At 36.2% G+C, this 17,474-nt stretch carries 11 protein-coding genes and 3 pseudogenes; 9 read left to right on the forward strand and 5 right to left on the reverse strand.

The genetic code is table 11. The features are described 5' to 3' along the window. The first annotated feature begins 13 nt into the window (after nt 1-13). The 6 genes and pseudogenes from MWM02_RS09265 to MWM02_RS09285 form a co-directional block, all read left to right on the forward strand. Nucleotides 14-2,707 (forward strand): glycoside hydrolase family 38 N-terminal domain-containing protein, encoded by a 2,694-nt coding sequence (locus MWM02_RS09265; RefSeq protein WP_244403524.1) that lies wholly within the window; start codon nt 14-16, stop codon nt 2,705-2,707. A 36-nt stretch (nt 2,708-2,743) separates the two neighbouring features. Continuing rightward, nucleotides 2,744-4,726: a BglG family transcription antiterminator gene (locus MWM02_RS09270; RefSeq protein WP_244403610.1), complete on the forward strand. Its 1,983-nt coding sequence runs from the start codon at nt 2,744-2,746 to the stop codon at nt 4,724-4,726. Nucleotides 4,727-4,754: 28 nt separating this feature from the next. Next, entirely contained in the window at nt 4,755-5,009 is a 255-nt protein-coding gene (locus tag MWM02_RS19610) for a glycerate kinase (RefSeq protein WP_481861756.1), read from the forward strand. Nucleotides 5,010-5,215: 206 nt separating this feature from the next. Then, a complete protein-coding gene (locus MWM02_RS09275) occupies nt 5,216-6,085 on the forward strand; it encodes a carbon-nitrogen hydrolase family protein (protein WP_064551916.1) in 870 nt (289 codons plus the stop codon). Nucleotides 6,086-6,441: 356 nt separating this feature from the next. Then, nucleotides 6,442-6,702, forward strand: a complete 261-nt coding sequence (locus MWM02_RS09280) for a hypothetical protein (RefSeq protein WP_064551917.1) — start codon at nt 6,442-6,444, stop codon at nt 6,700-6,702. Next, nucleotides 6,678-7,064 (forward strand): annotated as a pseudogene (locus MWM02_RS09285) (ATP-binding cassette domain-containing protein); the annotation flags it as partial. The gene MWM02_RS09280 and the pseudogene MWM02_RS09285, both read left to right, overlap by 25 nt. Nucleotides 7,065-7,855: 791 nt before the next feature. Here the strand turns inward: MWM02_RS09285 and MWM02_RS09290 are convergent. Then, on the reverse strand, nt 7,856-8,671 hold the full coding sequence (locus MWM02_RS09290; protein WP_064551919.1) for a C40 family peptidase: 816 nt from the start codon (nt 8,669-8,671) through the stop codon (nt 7,856-7,858). 438 nt (nt 8,672-9,109) lie between these two features. Between MWM02_RS09290 and MWM02_RS09295 the strand changes: the two genes are divergently transcribed. After that, entirely contained in the window at nt 9,110-9,817 is a 708-nt protein-coding gene (locus tag MWM02_RS09295; RefSeq protein ID WP_244403525.1) for a Type 1 glutamine amidotransferase-like domain-containing protein, read from the forward strand. A 205-nt stretch (nt 9,818-10,022) separates the two neighbouring features. On the opposite strand, the pseudogene MWM02_RS09300 reads toward MWM02_RS09295, so the two are convergent. The 3 genes and pseudogenes from MWM02_RS09300 to MWM02_RS09310 form a co-directional block, all read right to left on the reverse strand. Continuing rightward, nucleotides 10,023-10,463, reverse strand: a pseudogene (locus MWM02_RS09300) (transposase); the annotation flags it as partial. A gap of 12 nt (nt 10,464-10,475) precedes the next feature. After that, nucleotides 10,476-10,661: a winged helix-turn-helix domain-containing protein gene (locus tag MWM02_RS09305; RefSeq protein ID WP_244403527.1), complete on the reverse strand. Its 186-nt coding sequence runs from the start codon at nt 10,659-10,661 to the stop codon at nt 10,476-10,478. Nucleotides 10,662-10,883: 222 nt separating this feature from the next. Continuing rightward, nucleotides 10,884-12,923 (reverse strand): molybdopterin-containing oxidoreductase family protein, encoded by a 2,040-nt coding sequence (locus MWM02_RS09310; RefSeq protein ID WP_244403528.1) that lies wholly within the window; start codon nt 12,921-12,923, stop codon nt 10,884-10,886. A 270-nt stretch (nt 12,924-13,193) separates the two neighbouring features. Between MWM02_RS09310 and MWM02_RS09315 the strand changes: the two are divergent. Both MWM02_RS09315 and MWM02_RS09320 read left to right on the forward strand, forming a co-directional pair. Next, nucleotides 13,194-13,361: pseudogene (locus tag MWM02_RS09315) on the forward strand (LD-carboxypeptidase); the annotation flags it as partial. Nucleotides 13,362-13,710: 349 nt separating this feature from the next. Next, nucleotides 13,711-14,583: an aminoglycoside 6-adenylyltransferase gene (locus tag MWM02_RS09320; protein WP_244403611.1), complete on the forward strand. Its 873-nt coding sequence runs from the start codon at nt 13,711-13,713 to the stop codon at nt 14,581-14,583. Between the two features lie 1,325 nt (nt 14,584-15,908). Here the strand turns inward: MWM02_RS09320 and MWM02_RS09325 are convergent. Continuing rightward, nucleotides 15,909-17,072, reverse strand: coding sequence for an MFS transporter (locus tag MWM02_RS09325; RefSeq protein ID WP_346015947.1), 1,164 nt, complete (start codon nt 17,070-17,072; stop codon nt 15,909-15,911). Nucleotides 17,073-17,474: the final 402 nt, after the last annotated feature.

Raw genomic sequence — 17,474 nt, forward strand, 5'->3', positions numbered from 1 at the left:
GACTAGTTCCCTCATGATTATTACGGACATTAAACAAGATTATTATAACGGGGGAATTAATATGCGTTTTCATGTCATTTCTCATACGCACTGGGATCGGGAATGGCACAAAACTTACCAGCAATATCGAGTAAAACTGGTTCGCTTTATGGATGAATTAATCGAATTACTAGAGGCAAATCCCTCCTATACTTCGTTCATGTTAGATGGTCAAACAGTTATATTAGAGGATTATTTAGAAATAAAACCTGCAAATCGCAATCGAATCGCTCGGCTTGTACAAGAAGGACGATTAATCATTGGTCCATGGTATGTCCAACCAGATGAATTTATACCAAGCGGAGAATCGTTGATAAGAAATTTATTAATTGGTCAACAAATTGCTAATGAGTTTGGACCTGCAATGCAGATCGGGTATCTTCCTGATTCGTTCGGACAAGCTGCTCAAATACCTCAAATTTTAAATGGTTTTGGAATTAAAAATGCTGTGTTTTGGCGAGGTATTACAAACGAGGAAACTGAAAACACAGAATTTTGGTGGGAAGGACCGGATGGCTCAAAGGTTTTAACTACTCATTTATCACTTGGCTATGGTAATGGCAGAATGCTATCAACGAATCTAGAACAAAGTGTGAGTGTAATTAATGAGAACTATGAAAAACTAAAAGATATGGTTACTTCTCCAAATATTTTAATAATGTGTGGTTTTGATCAAAGAAATGCTACAAAAGAGCTTCCAGAAATCGTAGAAAAACTCAATCGTTATTATGCTTCGATTGACAGTAAGTTTCAAGTTAAGATAAGTAAGTTAAAAGATTACTTTGATGCTGTAAGTCAGGAAGCTAAAAACCTTAAAACTATCTCAGGTGAATTTAGAAAAGGAAAAAATATGCGGGTGCATATTAGTATAGCATCCACTCGTTTGGACTTAAAAAAGGAAAACTTTAACGTTCAGAATTTATATGAAAAATATGTAGAACCTTTGAATACAATGTCATACCTTATGGGGAATCAATATGATAATGCCATAATCAATAAAGGTTGGAAATATATATTACAAAACCATGCCCATGATTCAATTTGTAATGTTTGTACAGATGATACCCATAAGGAAATGGAAATGAGGTATAAATTTGCAAAACAAATAGGACAGACCATCTTGTCTGATACAATAAATGAATTGATTGATAAAATTAAATTCGAAGACTCAAAAGGGATTCCGCTTGTCGTCTTTAATACACTTGGCCATAAAAGAAAAAATGTAGTAGAAGCAACGCTACATTTAAAAACAAAACAATTTACCATAAGGGATTCTTCAGGAAATCTAATCCCTTATCAAATTGTCGATGTTACAGAAGAAAACTTAAATGATAAACAAATCGAAATAGGTGTAAAGAATGAAGATCAATTTGTTCTGGCAGTTAAAATCAAATTTTTAGCAGAAGTAGACGGTTTTGGATATAAAACCTTCTATATCAAGGAAAATGAATCCGTTCCTGAAAATTCTTGTTATGTATATTCTGACGGAGTTTTCACTAACGATTTTTTTCAAGTAAATATTGAATCAAATGGTTCTTTAACAATTTCAGATTCTATCACAGGAAAAACATTCAAGAATCTCAATATATTCGAAGAGAGTGGAAATGCTGGAGATGAATATGACTTTTCTCCACCAAGAGAGGATGAAATCATTACAACAAAGGATTCTTCTCCGGAAATAAAGGTCATTCATAACGGACCTATTTTTGCAACTGTGAAAATCACCTATACTATGAAATTTCCTGAAGATACTGATGAAAACAGACGTTCGACACATTACAAAACATCAACAATTGAATCTTATGTAACTGTCAATAGATATGAAGATCGTGTTGATATTAAAACCGTGATAGATAATACAGTAAAAAATCATAGAATCCGTGCTCTTTTTGAAACCGGCTTGAAAACGAGCACTCATATTGCTGACCAACATTTTGGTACAATTCGTCGAGACAACTATTTGAAACAAGTAGAATATTGGGAAAAGGAAAATTGGGAAGAAAGATATTATCCAATCTATCCGCAACAAAAATTTGTAGATGTTTCAGATTCTGAAAGAGGAGTTTCCATTCTGAATAAAGGGTTGCCACAATATGAAATATTAAATGGAAACAAACCAGTAATTGCACTTACTCTTCTTTCGGGAACAGATTATATGGGCAAACAAGATTTACTTTATCGTCCGGGAAGACGTTCAGGTCTTCATGTTGAAACACCTGATAGTATTATGTATGGAAAATATGAAATGGAATATTCTATTGTTCCGCATAGCGGAAATGATATTGATTCCAAAATCAGTCAAAAATCTAATGAGTATACTTCACCAATGTATGCTGTTCCAGTTTATAATAAGCCTGAAGATGGACTATTCGATGATGAGTATACGTTCATCAAACTGTTTGACCATCGGATAGCAATTAGCGCTGTAAAAAAATGCGAAAATGATAATGGAATTATTGTACGAATATATAACACTACAAATCAAAACATCCGCTTTGCAAAGATTTATTTCAACTCTGAAATATTCCAAAAAGTAGAAATAGCTGATTTGAATGAAATGTTACTTACTCAGAAAGATGATCGGATTCATATTAATCATAATGAAATAGAAATAAAGAATATTGCTAGTAACGAAATTTTCAACTTGAAATTTAGTTCACATATGTGAACCAAATCTCGAATTGAGGGTGGGGATTATCAGGTGATGCAGTTAAATAACCGTCTAAAAGAAATCATTAAAGAATTAGTATCAAACGATGGACCGGTTACAAGTGATTACTTATCAAAGATGGTAGGAGTTACCCCCCGAACAATTAGAAATGATATTAGAGCCCTCAATTTGGAGTTTAAAAAAATCGGCATGAAAATTGAAGCCGTAAGAGGTGTGGGTTACTTTATATCTCCCAAGCTTGATCATAAAGACAAAGAATTAATTGAAGAATTATTTCAGTTAAATGAACAACAAGGATCACATGTACCTGTTTCGCCAGAGGAACGAGTTATTTATATTTTAAAAAGCATCATAATGGCGGATGATTATATTACGATTGAACAACTAGCCAACCAATTATTCGTTAGCAAGTCGACTGTTGATAACGATCTTAAGCAAGTTGAAGAATTATTGAATAAGTATGAGGTTACATTAGTGAAAAAGCCTAATTTTGGAATAAAGGTAATTGGAGATGAGATGAAAATTCGTTTCTGTCTATCAAATTGTTTATCTAATATGAAAAATGCACAATCTCAACAAGAAATAGGGTTTGACAATCCAACTATTTTAAATGGAATAGACATTGATTTCATTAAATCGATTACAAGAAAGCAAATTGAGTACCTGCCCTTCAAATTAGCTGAATTATCTTTCAACAATTTGATTATACACATTGCCATTGCAATTCAACGAATTAAAAAAGGGAAGTATATTGAGTTTGATTCATTTGAATTAAGCCGCATAAAAGAACAACAAGAATACAGCATTGCACAGAATATCGTTCAATCATTAGAAGAGGCATTTTCTATCAAAATTCCAAAACAGGAAATAGCCTATATTGCCATTCATTTGCTTGGGGCAAAACAATTTCATGATAGAAAGTTATTGCAGGATGATTTTATCAAGCTAATAGGAGAGACAAATTTCCAATTGGTGAAAGATATTCTATCTGAAATCAATAGAGTCTATCAAATCAATTTAAATTATGACAATGAATTGATTTACGGATTGGGATTGCATTTAAGATCTGCCATGAATCGCATGAGATATAAAATGAATCTTCGAAATCCAATGCTTAATGAAATAAAGAACAATTTTCCGTTTTCTTTCGAGTTAGCGATTGTCGCCTCTGAAGTTATTCAACGAAAATACGCAATTACAATTAATGAGGATGAAATCGGATATATAGCAATTCATTTGGCAGCGGCGATTGAGCGAATAAAAAATGTAAAAAGGCGTAAAGTAAAACGAGTCGCTGTTGTTTGTGCATCAGGTATGGGCACTGCAAAATTATTGGCAGCAAGCATTGAAAGTAAGTTCCCTGGATTAGAAATTGTGGGCACCTACCCATCATTTTCAATAAAGGAAATTGAAAACGATGATGTTGATTTAATTTTAAGCACCGTTCCAATAAAAGAGGAGAGAACCACCCCAATCTTGCATATCCATTCGCTTTTAACAGATAAAGATGTAGAGAAAGTTAATGAGTATATATCAAGAAAATATTTAAATGATGAAAAATCGTTTAAGAAACTGCAAAACTTATTTAGTGAAGAGTTGTTTTTTCCAGAAATCGATAAGAAGGATCCTATCGATATTATTAAATCTATGACGTATATATTGAATATAAAAGGATATGTTGATGATTCATTTTTAGATTCAGTATTAGAGCGTGAAGAGATTTCACCAACTTCAATTGGAAATTTAGTTGCTATCCCCCACCCCGTAAAACCAAATGCACTAAATTCTTGCGTTGCGATTGGGATTATGAAAAAACCCGTAAAATGGGGGGAACATCATGTTCAACTGGTGTTACTACTAGCTTTAAATGAAAAAGACAAGGATAAATATAGCGACCTTTTTAATCAATTGTGGTTATTAGTACAAGATAAGAAGCTAGTTGCGGATCTTTGCAAATCCTCTGATTTTGCTCGATTTATAAAAAGATTAGAAAAAAGTAAAATAACCCAAAAATAGGAAAAGCGGGGGTTATTCATGAGAATTGTTGGGAGGAAAATTTCTTGATTCTAATGGGAATCGAGTTCCTGGTATTGGAGGTGCCTTGCACAAAATTGAAAGTGTGGACTTTTCTGAAATAAATCCATTGCTTAAAGAATGTGAATCAATCGTTGCGAGCGATGTTGAGAATGTACTTTGTACATCGTATGTTTTTGGTCCACAAAAAGGAGTGAAAGAAATGGATCTATTTACGGTAAAGTTCCTGTATACGCCGCAAAGATTGCGAAGAAATATGGTGTGAAGACCATCCCGCTTTCCGGAGCATTAGGAAGGGGTTACCAACAGTACTTTATAAGTTATCATTCGATTTCAATGATCCGGGAAGATTCTTCAATAAAAAATTGCGGATCCATTGCTTTTTGCTTCAGTAAGATTAATAAAACATATTCATTAATTTTTCAGTATTGAATGAGTTTGCTATTTCTAAGGAGTTGGAGGTTGTACTCAATGACAAAAGTAGCAATCGGTCAAATTACCCCAAAAACCGGGCAGAAACACAAAAACCTTGAAAAAATGAAACAACAGACGTTGGAAGCGGTTAAAAATGGTACAAAATTAGTTGTATTTCCTGAGCTTGCTCTAACCGGCTACAATTGCGGAGATCATTTTTTTGACGTTGCTGAATCTATTCCAGATGGAGATTCTGTAAAATTTTTTGAGGAATTAGCGGCAAAACATGAGATTTATATTATCTGGGGTATGCCAGAAAAGGGGATAAATGGTGTCCTTTATAATTCGGCTGTTTTAGTTGGACCTGAAGGATTTGTAGGAAAATGGAGAAAAAATACGCTTCCTGGACATGCTACTGATCAAACTGGGCCTGGGGCATTTCCAGATAGAAGATATTTCAAGGCTGGTGAGGACTTGCCTGTTTTCGATACTTCTATTGGAAAAATCGGAGTTTTAATTTGTTACGATATTTTCTTCCCTGAATTATGCCGTCTTTTAACGCTAAAGGGCGCTGATATTATCGTTGGAATTTCAGGTTCTCCATCCTTTGAAAAAGACATTTTTGAACCAATCGTCAAAGTTAGAGCTATGGAAAATTCTGTTAATTTTGTTTATACAAACTTAGTAGGAGTAGAAGGGGAAACCACATATTGGGGAGGTGGCTGCATCATAGGTGCAGGAGATAAAGAAACAAAAGTACCAGGAAGTCCAGTTCTATGTAAAGCGCCTTATGAAGGGGAATGTATTACAATAGGAGAAATCGACATACAACGTAATAGTCAAATTCGACAATACTTTCCAGTATTAAGAGATATAACAACAAAAATGTACGAAAATCTTGCAGAGGTACATCGGAAATTAACATAATTATCTCTAAGTCAAACACAATTAGCTTTTTTCTTTTGTTCGAAATCGACATGCATATAAATAATTGAGAAAAGGCTTTAAGCAATTATTTCAGACGACGATATCTGATTTTGTGCTGGAAGAAAAGATACAGAAGGGAAAATACTGGCTTGAGGAGACAGATATGACCATAGCAGAATTGCTGAGGTGTTAGGCTATATCAAAATCCGGGCAAGTTTTCGAGCTTATTTAAGAAACGTTACGGACTGACGCCGCGGGAATGGCGGAACCGGCTAGTAAATATGACACCCTCAAAGTGCTTTGAGGGTGTTTTTTGTTTCAGCAGGGACTGATATTTATTCTCAATTACAAGTAAAATGAAGCGTAGAAGGCGGGGGAAGGAAGAGAATGAAGCAAAAACGGCGGCTGTCAATCACTTGAACAGCTGCTGGCCGCCGCCCGCCATGATCGCTTCGGCTTTCGCTGACCCAGACAATGATGCGAAAATTCAACAGGCGTTCAGCGAATTAATGAAGGGAAAAACGGTGATCGTGATCGCCCATCGGCTAAGCACGATTACAAATTGTGATCCAATCATCGCGCTTAATGATTCAAAAGAGGAAGCAAACTCTCCGTAGGTCAAAGACAATGTATATCCTTGCCAGAGCTCTTTTGAAAGATGCCCCTATTCTGCTGCTCGATGAAGCCACAGCTTCATTAGATCCGGAGAATGAGCTTTATATCCAGCAGGCTATCCAAGAGCTGGTGCCGATAAAACGGTTATTGTCATTGCCCACAAATTGCAAACGATCAAACGATCAAAAATGCAGATCAGATTCTTGTGCTGAATAAAGGGAGATTGGTAGAGACGGGCGTTCATGATGAGCTTCTTGAAAAGAACGGGTTGTATGCATCGTTTTGGAGGGAACAGCAGCTGGCGAAAGGATGGAAAATGAATGGTAATCTCACAGCTGCACGAACTGTATTGGAAGGAAAATAAAAGAAAAGGGGAGAAGAAAAATGACTATTAAATATTGATGAAACAGGATGACCGATTGTTGTTATTTCTATGGGAGAAGAGCATACAATGGAAACGCTTCATCAATATATGGCTTATTAGGAAAGATGGCTGTCCCGGAAAGCTACATTTGGAGTTTTGATGATTCAATCGTCGGAAAAGAAGGCAAAACCGTCAAAGGAAGTCGCCCAAGCATACTTGCAATGGTGCAAAGAGAATCGCTCATCTATTGCGGAGTATTGCATTGGGATAGCAATGGTAGTTCCAACTGAACATTTATTGGTGTTATATAAACCAGTAGCTGCTTTATCGACGCGGAAAATGTACGGTTGTCCTGGAAATATATTAAAAAATAGGATGAATATGTAAAATGGCTGAAGGGTTTATATCATAAGCAGAAAATCGCAAAGTAAAATTGCCGCAGCGATGCTTTTGAAATAAAGCAGCCGTCACCTTATGACAAAACGGGGCGTCGCTCCCAAATCTCCGGGGATTGACGACACCTTGTTTTTCAGAAGAAACAGCACAACAACAGGCGATTGCATAAACATATCAAAAATCAACGATCTATTCACTTCCAGAAAAACATAACAGCATCAATGGTATTTGGCGTTTTTATCTTGACTCTGAGTAACTAAGACAAACAAGAATTCCCCGCTTTCATCGGCGTTAGCCGGTAAGCGGGGGAGTTTTCAATATGCGAAACTTTTTTACGGCTTAAAAGGCGAGTAATGAAAAAGCAATGTCCGTTTACACCATTGCTTTTTCATCGATTAATTGATTACACGTACTGCTTTCACCAAGCGTTCTTTCCAATAAGAAGAGCCAATCGATGCATAAGAAACGCCTTTGGAAGTTGAAACATTTAGCATTTGGCCGTTGCCCGCATAAATTCCAACGTGATTGATCGTTCCATTGAAGTCTGTATCAAAGAAGACTAGATCTCCTTTTTGAAGCTGATTGAAAGAGATCGGTGTGCCAACTTGTGATTGTGCCGCTGAACTGCGAGGTAAAGAAATTCCAACTTCACTAAATACCCGCATAGTAAAGGATGAGCAATCAAATGCATCTGTGCGAGATGGACTAGCGCCATATAAATATTTAGCACCTAAATATTTTTCTCCAATTTGAATGACGCGATCAGCCAAAGAAGCATTCACAGCTTTTGTGCTGTTTTCAGCAGGAGTGGCAGATACCGCTGTCGTTTGTTTTTGAGCAGGAGCTGCGGCCGATCCAGGCAAATAAATGGTTTGGCCGACCTTGATGAAATTTGGATTGGAAATTTCAGGATTCATCTTTAATAATGCATCAACAGTCGTATTAAATTGTTTTGCAATTTTGCTTAATGTATCACCAGCATTCACTATATATGCATCTTTTTTTTCGTCAACTTTTAATATTTGTCCAGGAAAAATAAGATCAGAAGTTAAATTATTCATTTGTTTTAATGTTTCTACAGTAGTGTTGTATTTTTTCGATATTCCCCAAAGTGTATCGCCTTTTTGGACGGTATAACTGCTAGCGAAAGCAGTTTGGCCTGCTAATAAAGAACTTATAATTGTGCCTGTCAGAATAAATGATTTTTTCATGCTGTGCTCCCCCTAGGTGTATTTTGGATAATTCTTTCTATTGACAAAACCATTATATTTAAAAAAAATATAGATAATCTATAACAAGAAGATAAAAAATGGTTACAAGTATATTACTATATTACAGTTACATTACAGATTAAAAGTTTTGTTTACAGTACTTTTTTTGATTGAATAGAAGTTTCAGACGACATCCACTTCTAAATGGAGCGAAGCGTAGTCAAGTCCATATAATTACGATAGAAAAAGAGCCATGTTGCTTCCCCTTTGGTAGAATCAACAATCGACCAAAAGCACCAAACGTAAGGAGGAATGCAACAATGGCTCAATATCATATTGTGAAATACCAATGGGGAAGGCTAGTTGAAAAGGGATTTGCTTTTAAAGTTGTAGAAATTATTGGTATAGAAGTAGTTTTTTAGAAAGGAAGGAAATAAGATGCGACAGATCATTGCTTTAGGCGGCGGAGGTTTCTCAATGGAACCGGATAACTCGTTATTAGATTTATACATATTGAAACAAGCAAAGAAAACTATGCCGAAGATTTGCTTTATCCCCACGGCCAGCGGGGATTCAGAGCATTATATATCAAGGTATTATAACTTCTTTCATAAACAAAATTGCAAACCCTCTCATCTGTCTTTATTTAAACCGCCGACAAGAGATTTAGAGGGGTTTATACTGGAGAAAGATATTATATATGTTGGTGGAGGAAATACAAGAAACTTATTAGTTTTATGGAAGGAGTGGGGGGTAGATCATATTTTGAGAAAAGCTTGGAACGAAGGGATTGTTTTAGCCGGCATTAGTGCTGGTTCTATATGTTGGTTCGAGGAAGGAGTCACAGATTCATTTGGAGAGGGATTAGAACCAATGAAATGCTTAGGCTTTCTAAAAGGCAGTCATTGTCCGCATTATGATGGAGAGTCAGACAGAAGGCATTCATATCATAAACTAATGTATTCTCGAGCCATACAAGCTGGTATTGCAGCAGATGACGGAGTTGCCATCCATTATATTGAACAAAACATAAGTAATATAGTTAGTTCTAGACCAAAAGCAAAGGCTTATAAAGTTTATTTGGATAACAAGGTGATGAAGGTGATAGAGGAAGAGCTTCCGACGAATTTTTTGGGTTCCTATTAAGCCTCTAGGCAGAACTTAGTTCTTATCTGTCAATCACATGTGCTTAGACCCCAACAATTATTATAGAGCTTTTATTTTATATAAAAATCGCTTCTCTTGAATGAAGATAAAGAAGCGATTTTTTTATTTCTGCGGAATCTGCTGTTATTGTTAGATAGTATTTTTCTTCGATGGTTGCAAGCTGAATGTACATAGCATCATGTTATCAATAAACATTATTAATGAATGGAAATGAGTTGAGACGTAATTTTAAAAATATTAGAAATATATGTAAAAACGAGTTCATCGCTTCTTCAATGGAAGAACGTGTCGGATGAAACCAATTGGCAATGACCATCTCTTTTAGCCATCTCCATAATCGATCAATGGAATTTAAATCAGGTGAATAGGGCGGTAGATAAATCAAAAGGATCCATCCGTTCTTGGCGATAAAATCCTGAATGAGTGGAGAACGATGAATTTTTGCATTGTCCACCACCATGGCAATCAGCTGATCTTTGTAATGGTTTGCTACCAACTGAAGGAACGACAAAAAATCCTCCTGTTTACAAGAGGAGGTTGGGTGCCACACTTCTCCTGTCATTACGTGCAGAGTGCCGAACAATGTAATGCCGGCATGATGCCCATACGTCGGCACTTGTTTCTGTTTGCCCGCTTTTTACCATGTGTCGTGAAGGCTCTGATACGCACGAACATAAGTCTCATCTTGATATAAGAGCACGGTATCGTTATTCAAAAGTTTTTTAATCCGGGTTTCCTGTTCAAACGCCTGTTGTTTTTCTGGATCGGCTTTTGCCAGCACATAAGTGGGGCGAGTATAGCTTAAACGCAACTGCCAAAGCATGCGCAAAATTCCTGTGCAGTTCATCTCCACGTGACGTGATATATTCACGAATGATCGGTGTGGTCCATGATGCGGCACATCATAACCCGTAATCAGAAGGAGAACTCGTTAAAATGAATTGCTTGAGCTTGTTTTTGTTGTTCGGTGGTGAAAAAGGATGGACGTCCCGGTCCGCATTTTCGTTCTATAAGGCTTCCATAAACATTTCTACAGAAATTCATCCTAAAGTTTCTCCACATCTACGCGACCAGAAAAGAAAGTTGCTCCACCGCCCATATCGGCTACTCGGTCTGGGGTAAGTGAGTTTACCAGATGTTTCGTGCCCGGGGAATCTGCCCAGAGCCCTTGCGTGACAACGACGCCTGGAAGTACATTTTCTCCAACAGAAACTTTCAAAATACATTCTCCGCGATTGTTCCACACTCGGACTTTATCTCCATCCTTAATACCTTTCGATAAAGCATCTTTAACATTCATATGCAAGCAAGGCTCTTTTTCAAGAGAGACATGTTTTTCATTGTTTGAAAAGGTTGTGTTTAAGAAATGGTGATTGGGACCGGGCACAAACAAAAACGGAAAGTCTCCATCGTTAACAAGCGGCGTATAGGTTGGCAAAGGAGGGTAGCCATCTTGTTCCATTTTCTTTGAATAAAGTTCAATTTTTCCGCTAGGAGTTAGCAGTTTTCCTGGCAGCAATGGTTTTACATTTGCTTTTATATACTGCTTTTCCACCAATGTTTCATAATCGATTCCTTCCAGGCAAGGATTGTTTGGGTTATCCAGGGCTTGCGAAATCATTTCTTCTTCTGTCTCATATAAACACGAATCCTCAAAGCCCATTTTTTTCGCAAGCAATTGGAACACTTCGACATTTGACTTGGACTCTCCATATCGTTCAATAACTGGCTGCTGAATTTGAACATAGTGGTGCCAGTATGATGTATAAAGATCCGTATTTTCGAATGAAGATGTTGCAGGAAGCACGATATCTGCGTATTTTGCTGTTTCTGTTAAAAATAAGTCATGCACGACGACAAAGAGATCTTCCCTTGCCAATCCTTTTCTTACTTTATTGCTATCCGGTGCAACAACTGCAGGATTTGTGCCGTACACGAATAAGGATTTTATCGGTGGGTCTAATTCCAATAATGCCTGGCCAAGCAGGTTCATGTTTATGACTCGTGTATGTTTATTTTGCAACAAATCCGGGCGTTGCAAGCTCATTGTATTAAGGGCCAAATAACCGCTATTTGACTTGATGGCTCCGCCGCCTTTTACAAGCCATTGCCCGGTCAGGGCAGGAAGGCAAGCAATGGTCCGGATACACATGCCCCCATTGTCATGATGCTGAAGACCGTTGCCGATTCGAATAAAGGAAGGCGTGGTTTGCCCATACAATCTGGCAAGTTTATAAATGTCTTCAACTGGAACACCTGTAATTCCGGAAACAGTGATAGGATCGTACTGGACAACGTGCTCACGCAGCTCTTCATGTCCGACTGTATATTTCTCCAAAAAATCATTGTCTACCATGTTTTCGGTAAATAAAATATGCATCATGCCCAAAGCGAGAGCAGCATCGGTACCCGGCAATATTGGAATGAACCAATCTGCGAATTGACCGGTTTGATTTTTATGAACATCAATACAAATGATCTTTGTACCATTTTTTCGGGCTTTTTGGGCAAGGACAATTTGATGCATGTTTGTGCTAACAGCATTGATTCCCCAGAAGATGATTAATTTTGCATGAATCGTATCTTCCGGGTCTGTTCCAAAGCCGCCTCCCATTGTATATTTAAGCCCTTCCGCCCCAGCTGACGAACAAATGGTCCGGTCAAGCAAGGAGGCGCCCAACCGATGGAAAAACCGCCGGTCCATTCCTTCGGCGCTGAGTCTTCCCATGTTGCCATAAAAGCTATACGGAAGAATGCTTTCAGGTCCTTCTGTTTCGATCAGCTCTTTCCATTTGTCAGTAATTGTATCAATCGCTTCGTCCCAGCTTATCCGCGCAAATTTCCCTTCACCTTTAGCTCCCGTCCGTTTCATTGGATATTTTAAGCGCTTTGGATCGTAAATTCGTTCAGTCATATTCCGTACTTTATTGCATATACTTCCTTTTGTCACAGGATGATTCGGATCTCCTTGTATTTTTACAATTTTTCCATCTTGCTTATGTACCAGTAACCCACATTGATCGGGGCAATCTAGAGGACAAACGGATGGAAATATACCTGTTGGCTGGTGCACAAATGAGTACATATTTTTCTCCTTTCATTATCAGGTTAATCCTTATATTCATTTAGATGGTTAATATGATAAAATAATTTGAAAAGTAAGGCAATAATGATATATAGTTAGTTCTAGGCCAAAGGAGTAAAGTTGTGAAGGTCATAAAGAGTTTCAGATGATTTTTTTTGGCTCCATTAAGCCGCTAAAAAACGAGTTGAATAACGAGACAGATAAACAAAAATACTTTATGCAAATAGGAAAAAACAGGAGAATGCAATCTGTTTTTAAAAAAGGGCAACGATTGGCGTAACTGCACTTTCTTCAGGTGTAAAGGCAGAATTACATCATATGTTTAAACAAACATGTAAAAAATATGGAAATAAAGGGTATAAAGTGGTTTGCGGAGAAACGGTTTGGGCACAAGAGAAAGCGAAGTCTGCTAGTGCCAAAAAGAGAACAAATAAATTTATTGAGCAATATTTGTTCATATTTATTTTTGAGCTGATAAGCGCAAAGGTCAATGGGAGTTGTTTTCTTTCTGCGGCTCCTTTTTCTTATTAGTTTAAGAAGGAAAAATTGAAGCTCTAAGAGAAGTTTGATTTGTAAAAAGAAGAGAGTGTTATGTTAAGAAAATAGAAACGTCAAATTCAGTGAATTAGATGATTCAGATTCAATACAGATGCAGTAATTCGTTTGGTAATTACTTATTGCTGTAGCTGCTGGATGAACGGCCTATTGTAGAAGCCATGAACAAGAATCAAAATGTATAAATTCTCTGAACTAGCTAATAGGAAAGAAAAGGATGATATATGTGAAAATGAGAACGGAACAAGAAATGTTAGACTTAATCATTACATTTGCTAAGCAAGATTATCGTATACGTGGATTACTAATGAACGGTTCACGTGTAAATCCAAATATAAAAAAAGATATATTTCAAGATTATGATATTGTGTATTTAGTTACAGATGTCGAGCCATTTAAAAATGAAAACTATATTTTGTCTCATTTTGGGGAAGTAATGTTCATGGAAAAACCAGAAGATAAAATTTTTCCACCTCCCATTGGCGATGACCGTTATACATATTTGATGCAATTTATGGATGGAAACCGGATAGATATGCATTTTATTCACATAAGTAAAGTGGATGAACTAATTAAGGATAGTTTAACCAAAGTTTTACTAGACAAAGACCACAATATTCCAGATATCCCGCCTCCAAGTGAACAAAGTTATCTTATTAAAAAACCGACGGAAAAATTATATAACGATTGTTGTAATAGTTTCATATGGGGATTAGGATCTCATATCCCAAAAACAATTTGGAGACAAGAATTACCATTGTTAATGCGTTTAATAGATATTGTTTTACGCGAACCATTAATTCAAATGCTTGAATGGCATATAGGAATTAAAACAGATTATAAATACTCAATTGGCAAAGGGGGAAGGCATTTAAAAAAGTTCTTAGATCCTGAAATTTGGAATGACTTTGAGAAGACGTATACAAATGCGAATTACGATAATATTTGGGATTCGTTATTTTTATTTCATGACTTATTCAAAAAAACGGCTGAACATGTTGGGCAAGTGCATGGTTTTCGCTTTCCTGAAGAAGAATGCAAAAGAGCATTAGAGTTTCTAAAACACGTAAAAGACTTGCCGCAAGATGCCAAATCAATCTTTTAAATAAAGATACGATGGAGGGGAAAAGAGATGGGAGATGTAGCGATAAGAACAGCGAATCAAGAAAATATTCCGCAGCTTTGCAATTATACAGATAATTGTTTTTGGCAGTTAAAAAATGAATGTATCAAATGACAAATGAGAGTATCCGTTTCATTGAATATTAACTCATACGCCACATTACTTGATATGGAGCCTCTGCGGTCATGATTCTATGTAAAAGGGGGAATAAATTATATATAGTTTCACAGGCAAGATAGTCTATCATGACCGCCTATCAAGTTATAAATTTATAACAGAAGTAGATGCATATGCTTAATTGCTAAATTGTGCTCCTTATCCCGCAGAAAACATCTCTTTTGATGAGAGTTTAATGTTTTCATATTTAGAAAATCCAGAAATTCTTTAATTTCTGGTCCTTTCAAGAGCACACTGCTATTTTTTTAACACGCCGGTTTGCGGTTTCTTTTTCTTTATGAGTCTCGTTCTTTGCGAATACGTTACGATAGAAGTAGCGTTCACCGTTTTTATCTTCAGTTTCCGTCGTTAGATAATGAAAAGGGATTTGAGCGCATGGATGGAACGCAGCTCACTATCATGAGTACGTCCCGATTTTATTCATCATCATCTTTAAAATAATAATCAAAAATGCTTTTTAATACACTAAATAACGTATACCAACCACCAAGAAACGGATGTACTTTTCAAAATTTCCTTCTCTCCTTTTCAAAAACAATAAATTGCAATCAGACTAAGAATAGTGATTTGATTATTGGTACAAGTGCCACAATTATTCCTGGAAGAAAGAATTCAAACTTAGATTTCATCTTTGAATGGGCCTCCCTAAAACCAGTAAAAGATACTCTGTAAAAAAATCGTTTTTCACTAGTCCTTTGAACATATTTATGAATCTGCAGACGTTGTCTCAGCCGGCCATCCAAAAACAATTTACCGAATTATCTTTTGTTTTTCAATCATTTTCAATATTTAAATACTCTTATCAATACAAAATTTTTCCATTTCTACACCGACATAGATTTATAATTGGTTGGTGACAGAATTTTCTTTGGTAGTTGCCTCATAATTCGATATTTTGTTCTCTCATAAAAAATGTTGGTGGAAGTCTTATTTAGCTATAAAGATTACCATTTAATTGCATCGAGAGTGTAAAACCCCTTTTCTAAAAGCAACAATCTTAGAAAAGAATCTATAAAAGATAAAGGTTCCTTTTAAGCTTAATTTCTATTTGTTGAAGTTAAGTTAACAGCTTAATACAACAGGCTCCCTTGATTTGTCTTTTTCAAAAACTTCATAAAAACCCCTTTTTTCTATTGATCAATTTTTGTTTCCTGTATATAATGAATCGGTTCATACAGTTGTCTTATACATAGTAAACCAACAATTGTAAATGTTAATAAACCAAGTAAAATAACGGTCCAATGAAACCCTATCCAATCAAATAATGCTCCTGTGCACAATACAGAAGTCTGTTGAACAAAACTTTCCAGCATCCTTCTCAAAGAGAAAAACCTTCCTAGGTATTCGTCTGGAATTAATTCTTGGCATACCGTATTGGATAAGGGCATGAAAATACCAACAACATAACCGAATAGAGCAAAGGAAACAATAGGAAGCCATCCCCATTCTGCTAAGAATAAAGACATTTGGGTAACACCAATGAGAAGGCATGATATCAATAATAATGCGACGGAATTTTTGCCTTTCTTGAGCCGACTCACGGTTAAACCAGCAATAAAAATGGATAAACCTTCTGCTCCGTACAACAACCCTTTAATCAAAGATGAATCTTGCAATTGACTTATATTGATCACCATCAGATTAAATCCGCCAATAAAAATAAATGGAAAAACCGTTAAGATCAGAATCATCTTAATTATAGGGAGACGATTAATTACCGACAATATTTCACGAAATGATCGATGACCTTTTATATTGTGACTTGTTTGTTCTGATGAATGACGACTGGTTATGGAAGGTTCCTCTATACGTAAAAATAATGTAGACATTAGTAAGAGGAAATAGGCAATAATGGCGATTATAAACAAAGTAGCTACAGAAACATATGCAAGCAAAATTCCGGCTAGAACAGCCCCAAATGTTCTTGCTAGCGTGACAAGGTTAAAGTTTAGTGCATTTGCCTTTACTAAGTGTTCTGGTTGTGTAACTTTTGGAATCGAAGATTGAACAGCGGGAAAATAAAAGGCTGCCGCTCCTCCAATCAATATACTGTACATAAAAACCCACATAAAATTTTCTTGCCAAATTGCAATAAACATTGCACATACCGCGATAATCCGCATAATAGATACCCAAAATATAACAGTTTTTTGGATGTCTGGTCGACCACTTTTCCGGCAAAAGGGCCAATAACTATGCTGAACAAAATTCCGGAAACTAAAATTACTGATTGAAGAAAAAATGAATGAACGTGCTGTTGTAAAAACTCCAGCATTCCTATAACGCCAAACCAGATACCAAGTTCAGCAATAAATAACCCCCCAAGAAGAATAAGTAAATTTTGATTTTTCCACACAGAAAATCCTCTCCCTAAAAATTTGTATGGATTAATTGGAATAAATAGCTGTTAAGAATATTAATGTAAACAAAAGAAATGCATTTATGCTTCTAACTCGAAAATAAATTTTTCTGTTTTGACAATAAGGACTAATTATGTGTAACTATACTTGCCTCGATTTCTACATCTCATCCTCAAATTCCTTCTTTAATGAAGAGGGTGTCCTAAAAGTGGTCTTTCGGGCCCCTCTTGTTACTGTAGATTAAAAAGCCGCTCCTATGCTCCAATTGTTCGATACTCTTCCTCTGATAATCAAAGACCGATGATATAATGATAATTCGCAGACACAAAATAAATA

The sequence above is a fragment of the Parageobacillus sp. KH3-4 genome (assembly GCF_022846435.1).
Classification (GTDB): domain Bacteria; phylum Bacillota; class Bacilli; order Bacillales; family Anoxybacillaceae; genus Parageobacillus; species Parageobacillus thermoglucosidasius_A.

What these genes read in the sequence shown, in the direction of transcription:
- MWM02_RS09265 (WP_244403524.1), top strand. Translation starts at nt 14, where the DNA reads ATGATTATTACGGACATTAAACAAGATTATTATAACGGGGGAATTAAT.
- MWM02_RS09270 (WP_244403610.1), top strand. Translation starts at nt 2,744, where the DNA reads ATGCAGTTAAATAACCGTCTAAAAGAAATCATTAAAGAATTAGTATCA.
- MWM02_RS09275 (WP_064551916.1), top strand. Translation starts at nt 5,216, where the DNA reads ATGACAAAAGTAGCAATCGGTCAAATTACCCCAAAAACCGGGCAGAAA.
- MWM02_RS09280 (WP_064551917.1), top strand. Translation starts at nt 6,442, where the DNA reads ATGAAGCGTAGAAGGCGGGGGAAGGAAGAGAATGAAGCAAAAACGGCG.
- MWM02_RS09290 (WP_064551919.1), bottom strand. Translation starts at nt 8,671, where the DNA reads ATGAAAAAATCATTTATTCTGACAGGCACAATTATAAGTTCTTTATTA.
- MWM02_RS09295 (WP_244403525.1), top strand. Translation starts at nt 9,110, where the DNA reads ATGCGACAGATCATTGCTTTAGGCGGCGGAGGTTTCTCAATGGAACCG.
- MWM02_RS09305 (WP_244403527.1), bottom strand. Translation starts at nt 10,661, where the DNA reads ATGCTTTGGCAGTTGCGTTTAAGCTATACTCGCCCCACTTATGTGCTG.
- MWM02_RS09310 (WP_244403528.1), bottom strand. Translation starts at nt 12,923, where the DNA reads ATGTACTCATTTGTGCACCAGCCAACAGGTATATTTCCATCCGTTTGT.
- MWM02_RS09320 (WP_244403611.1), top strand. Translation starts at nt 13,711, where the DNA reads ATGAGAACGGAACAAGAAATGTTAGACTTAATCATTACATTTGCTAAG.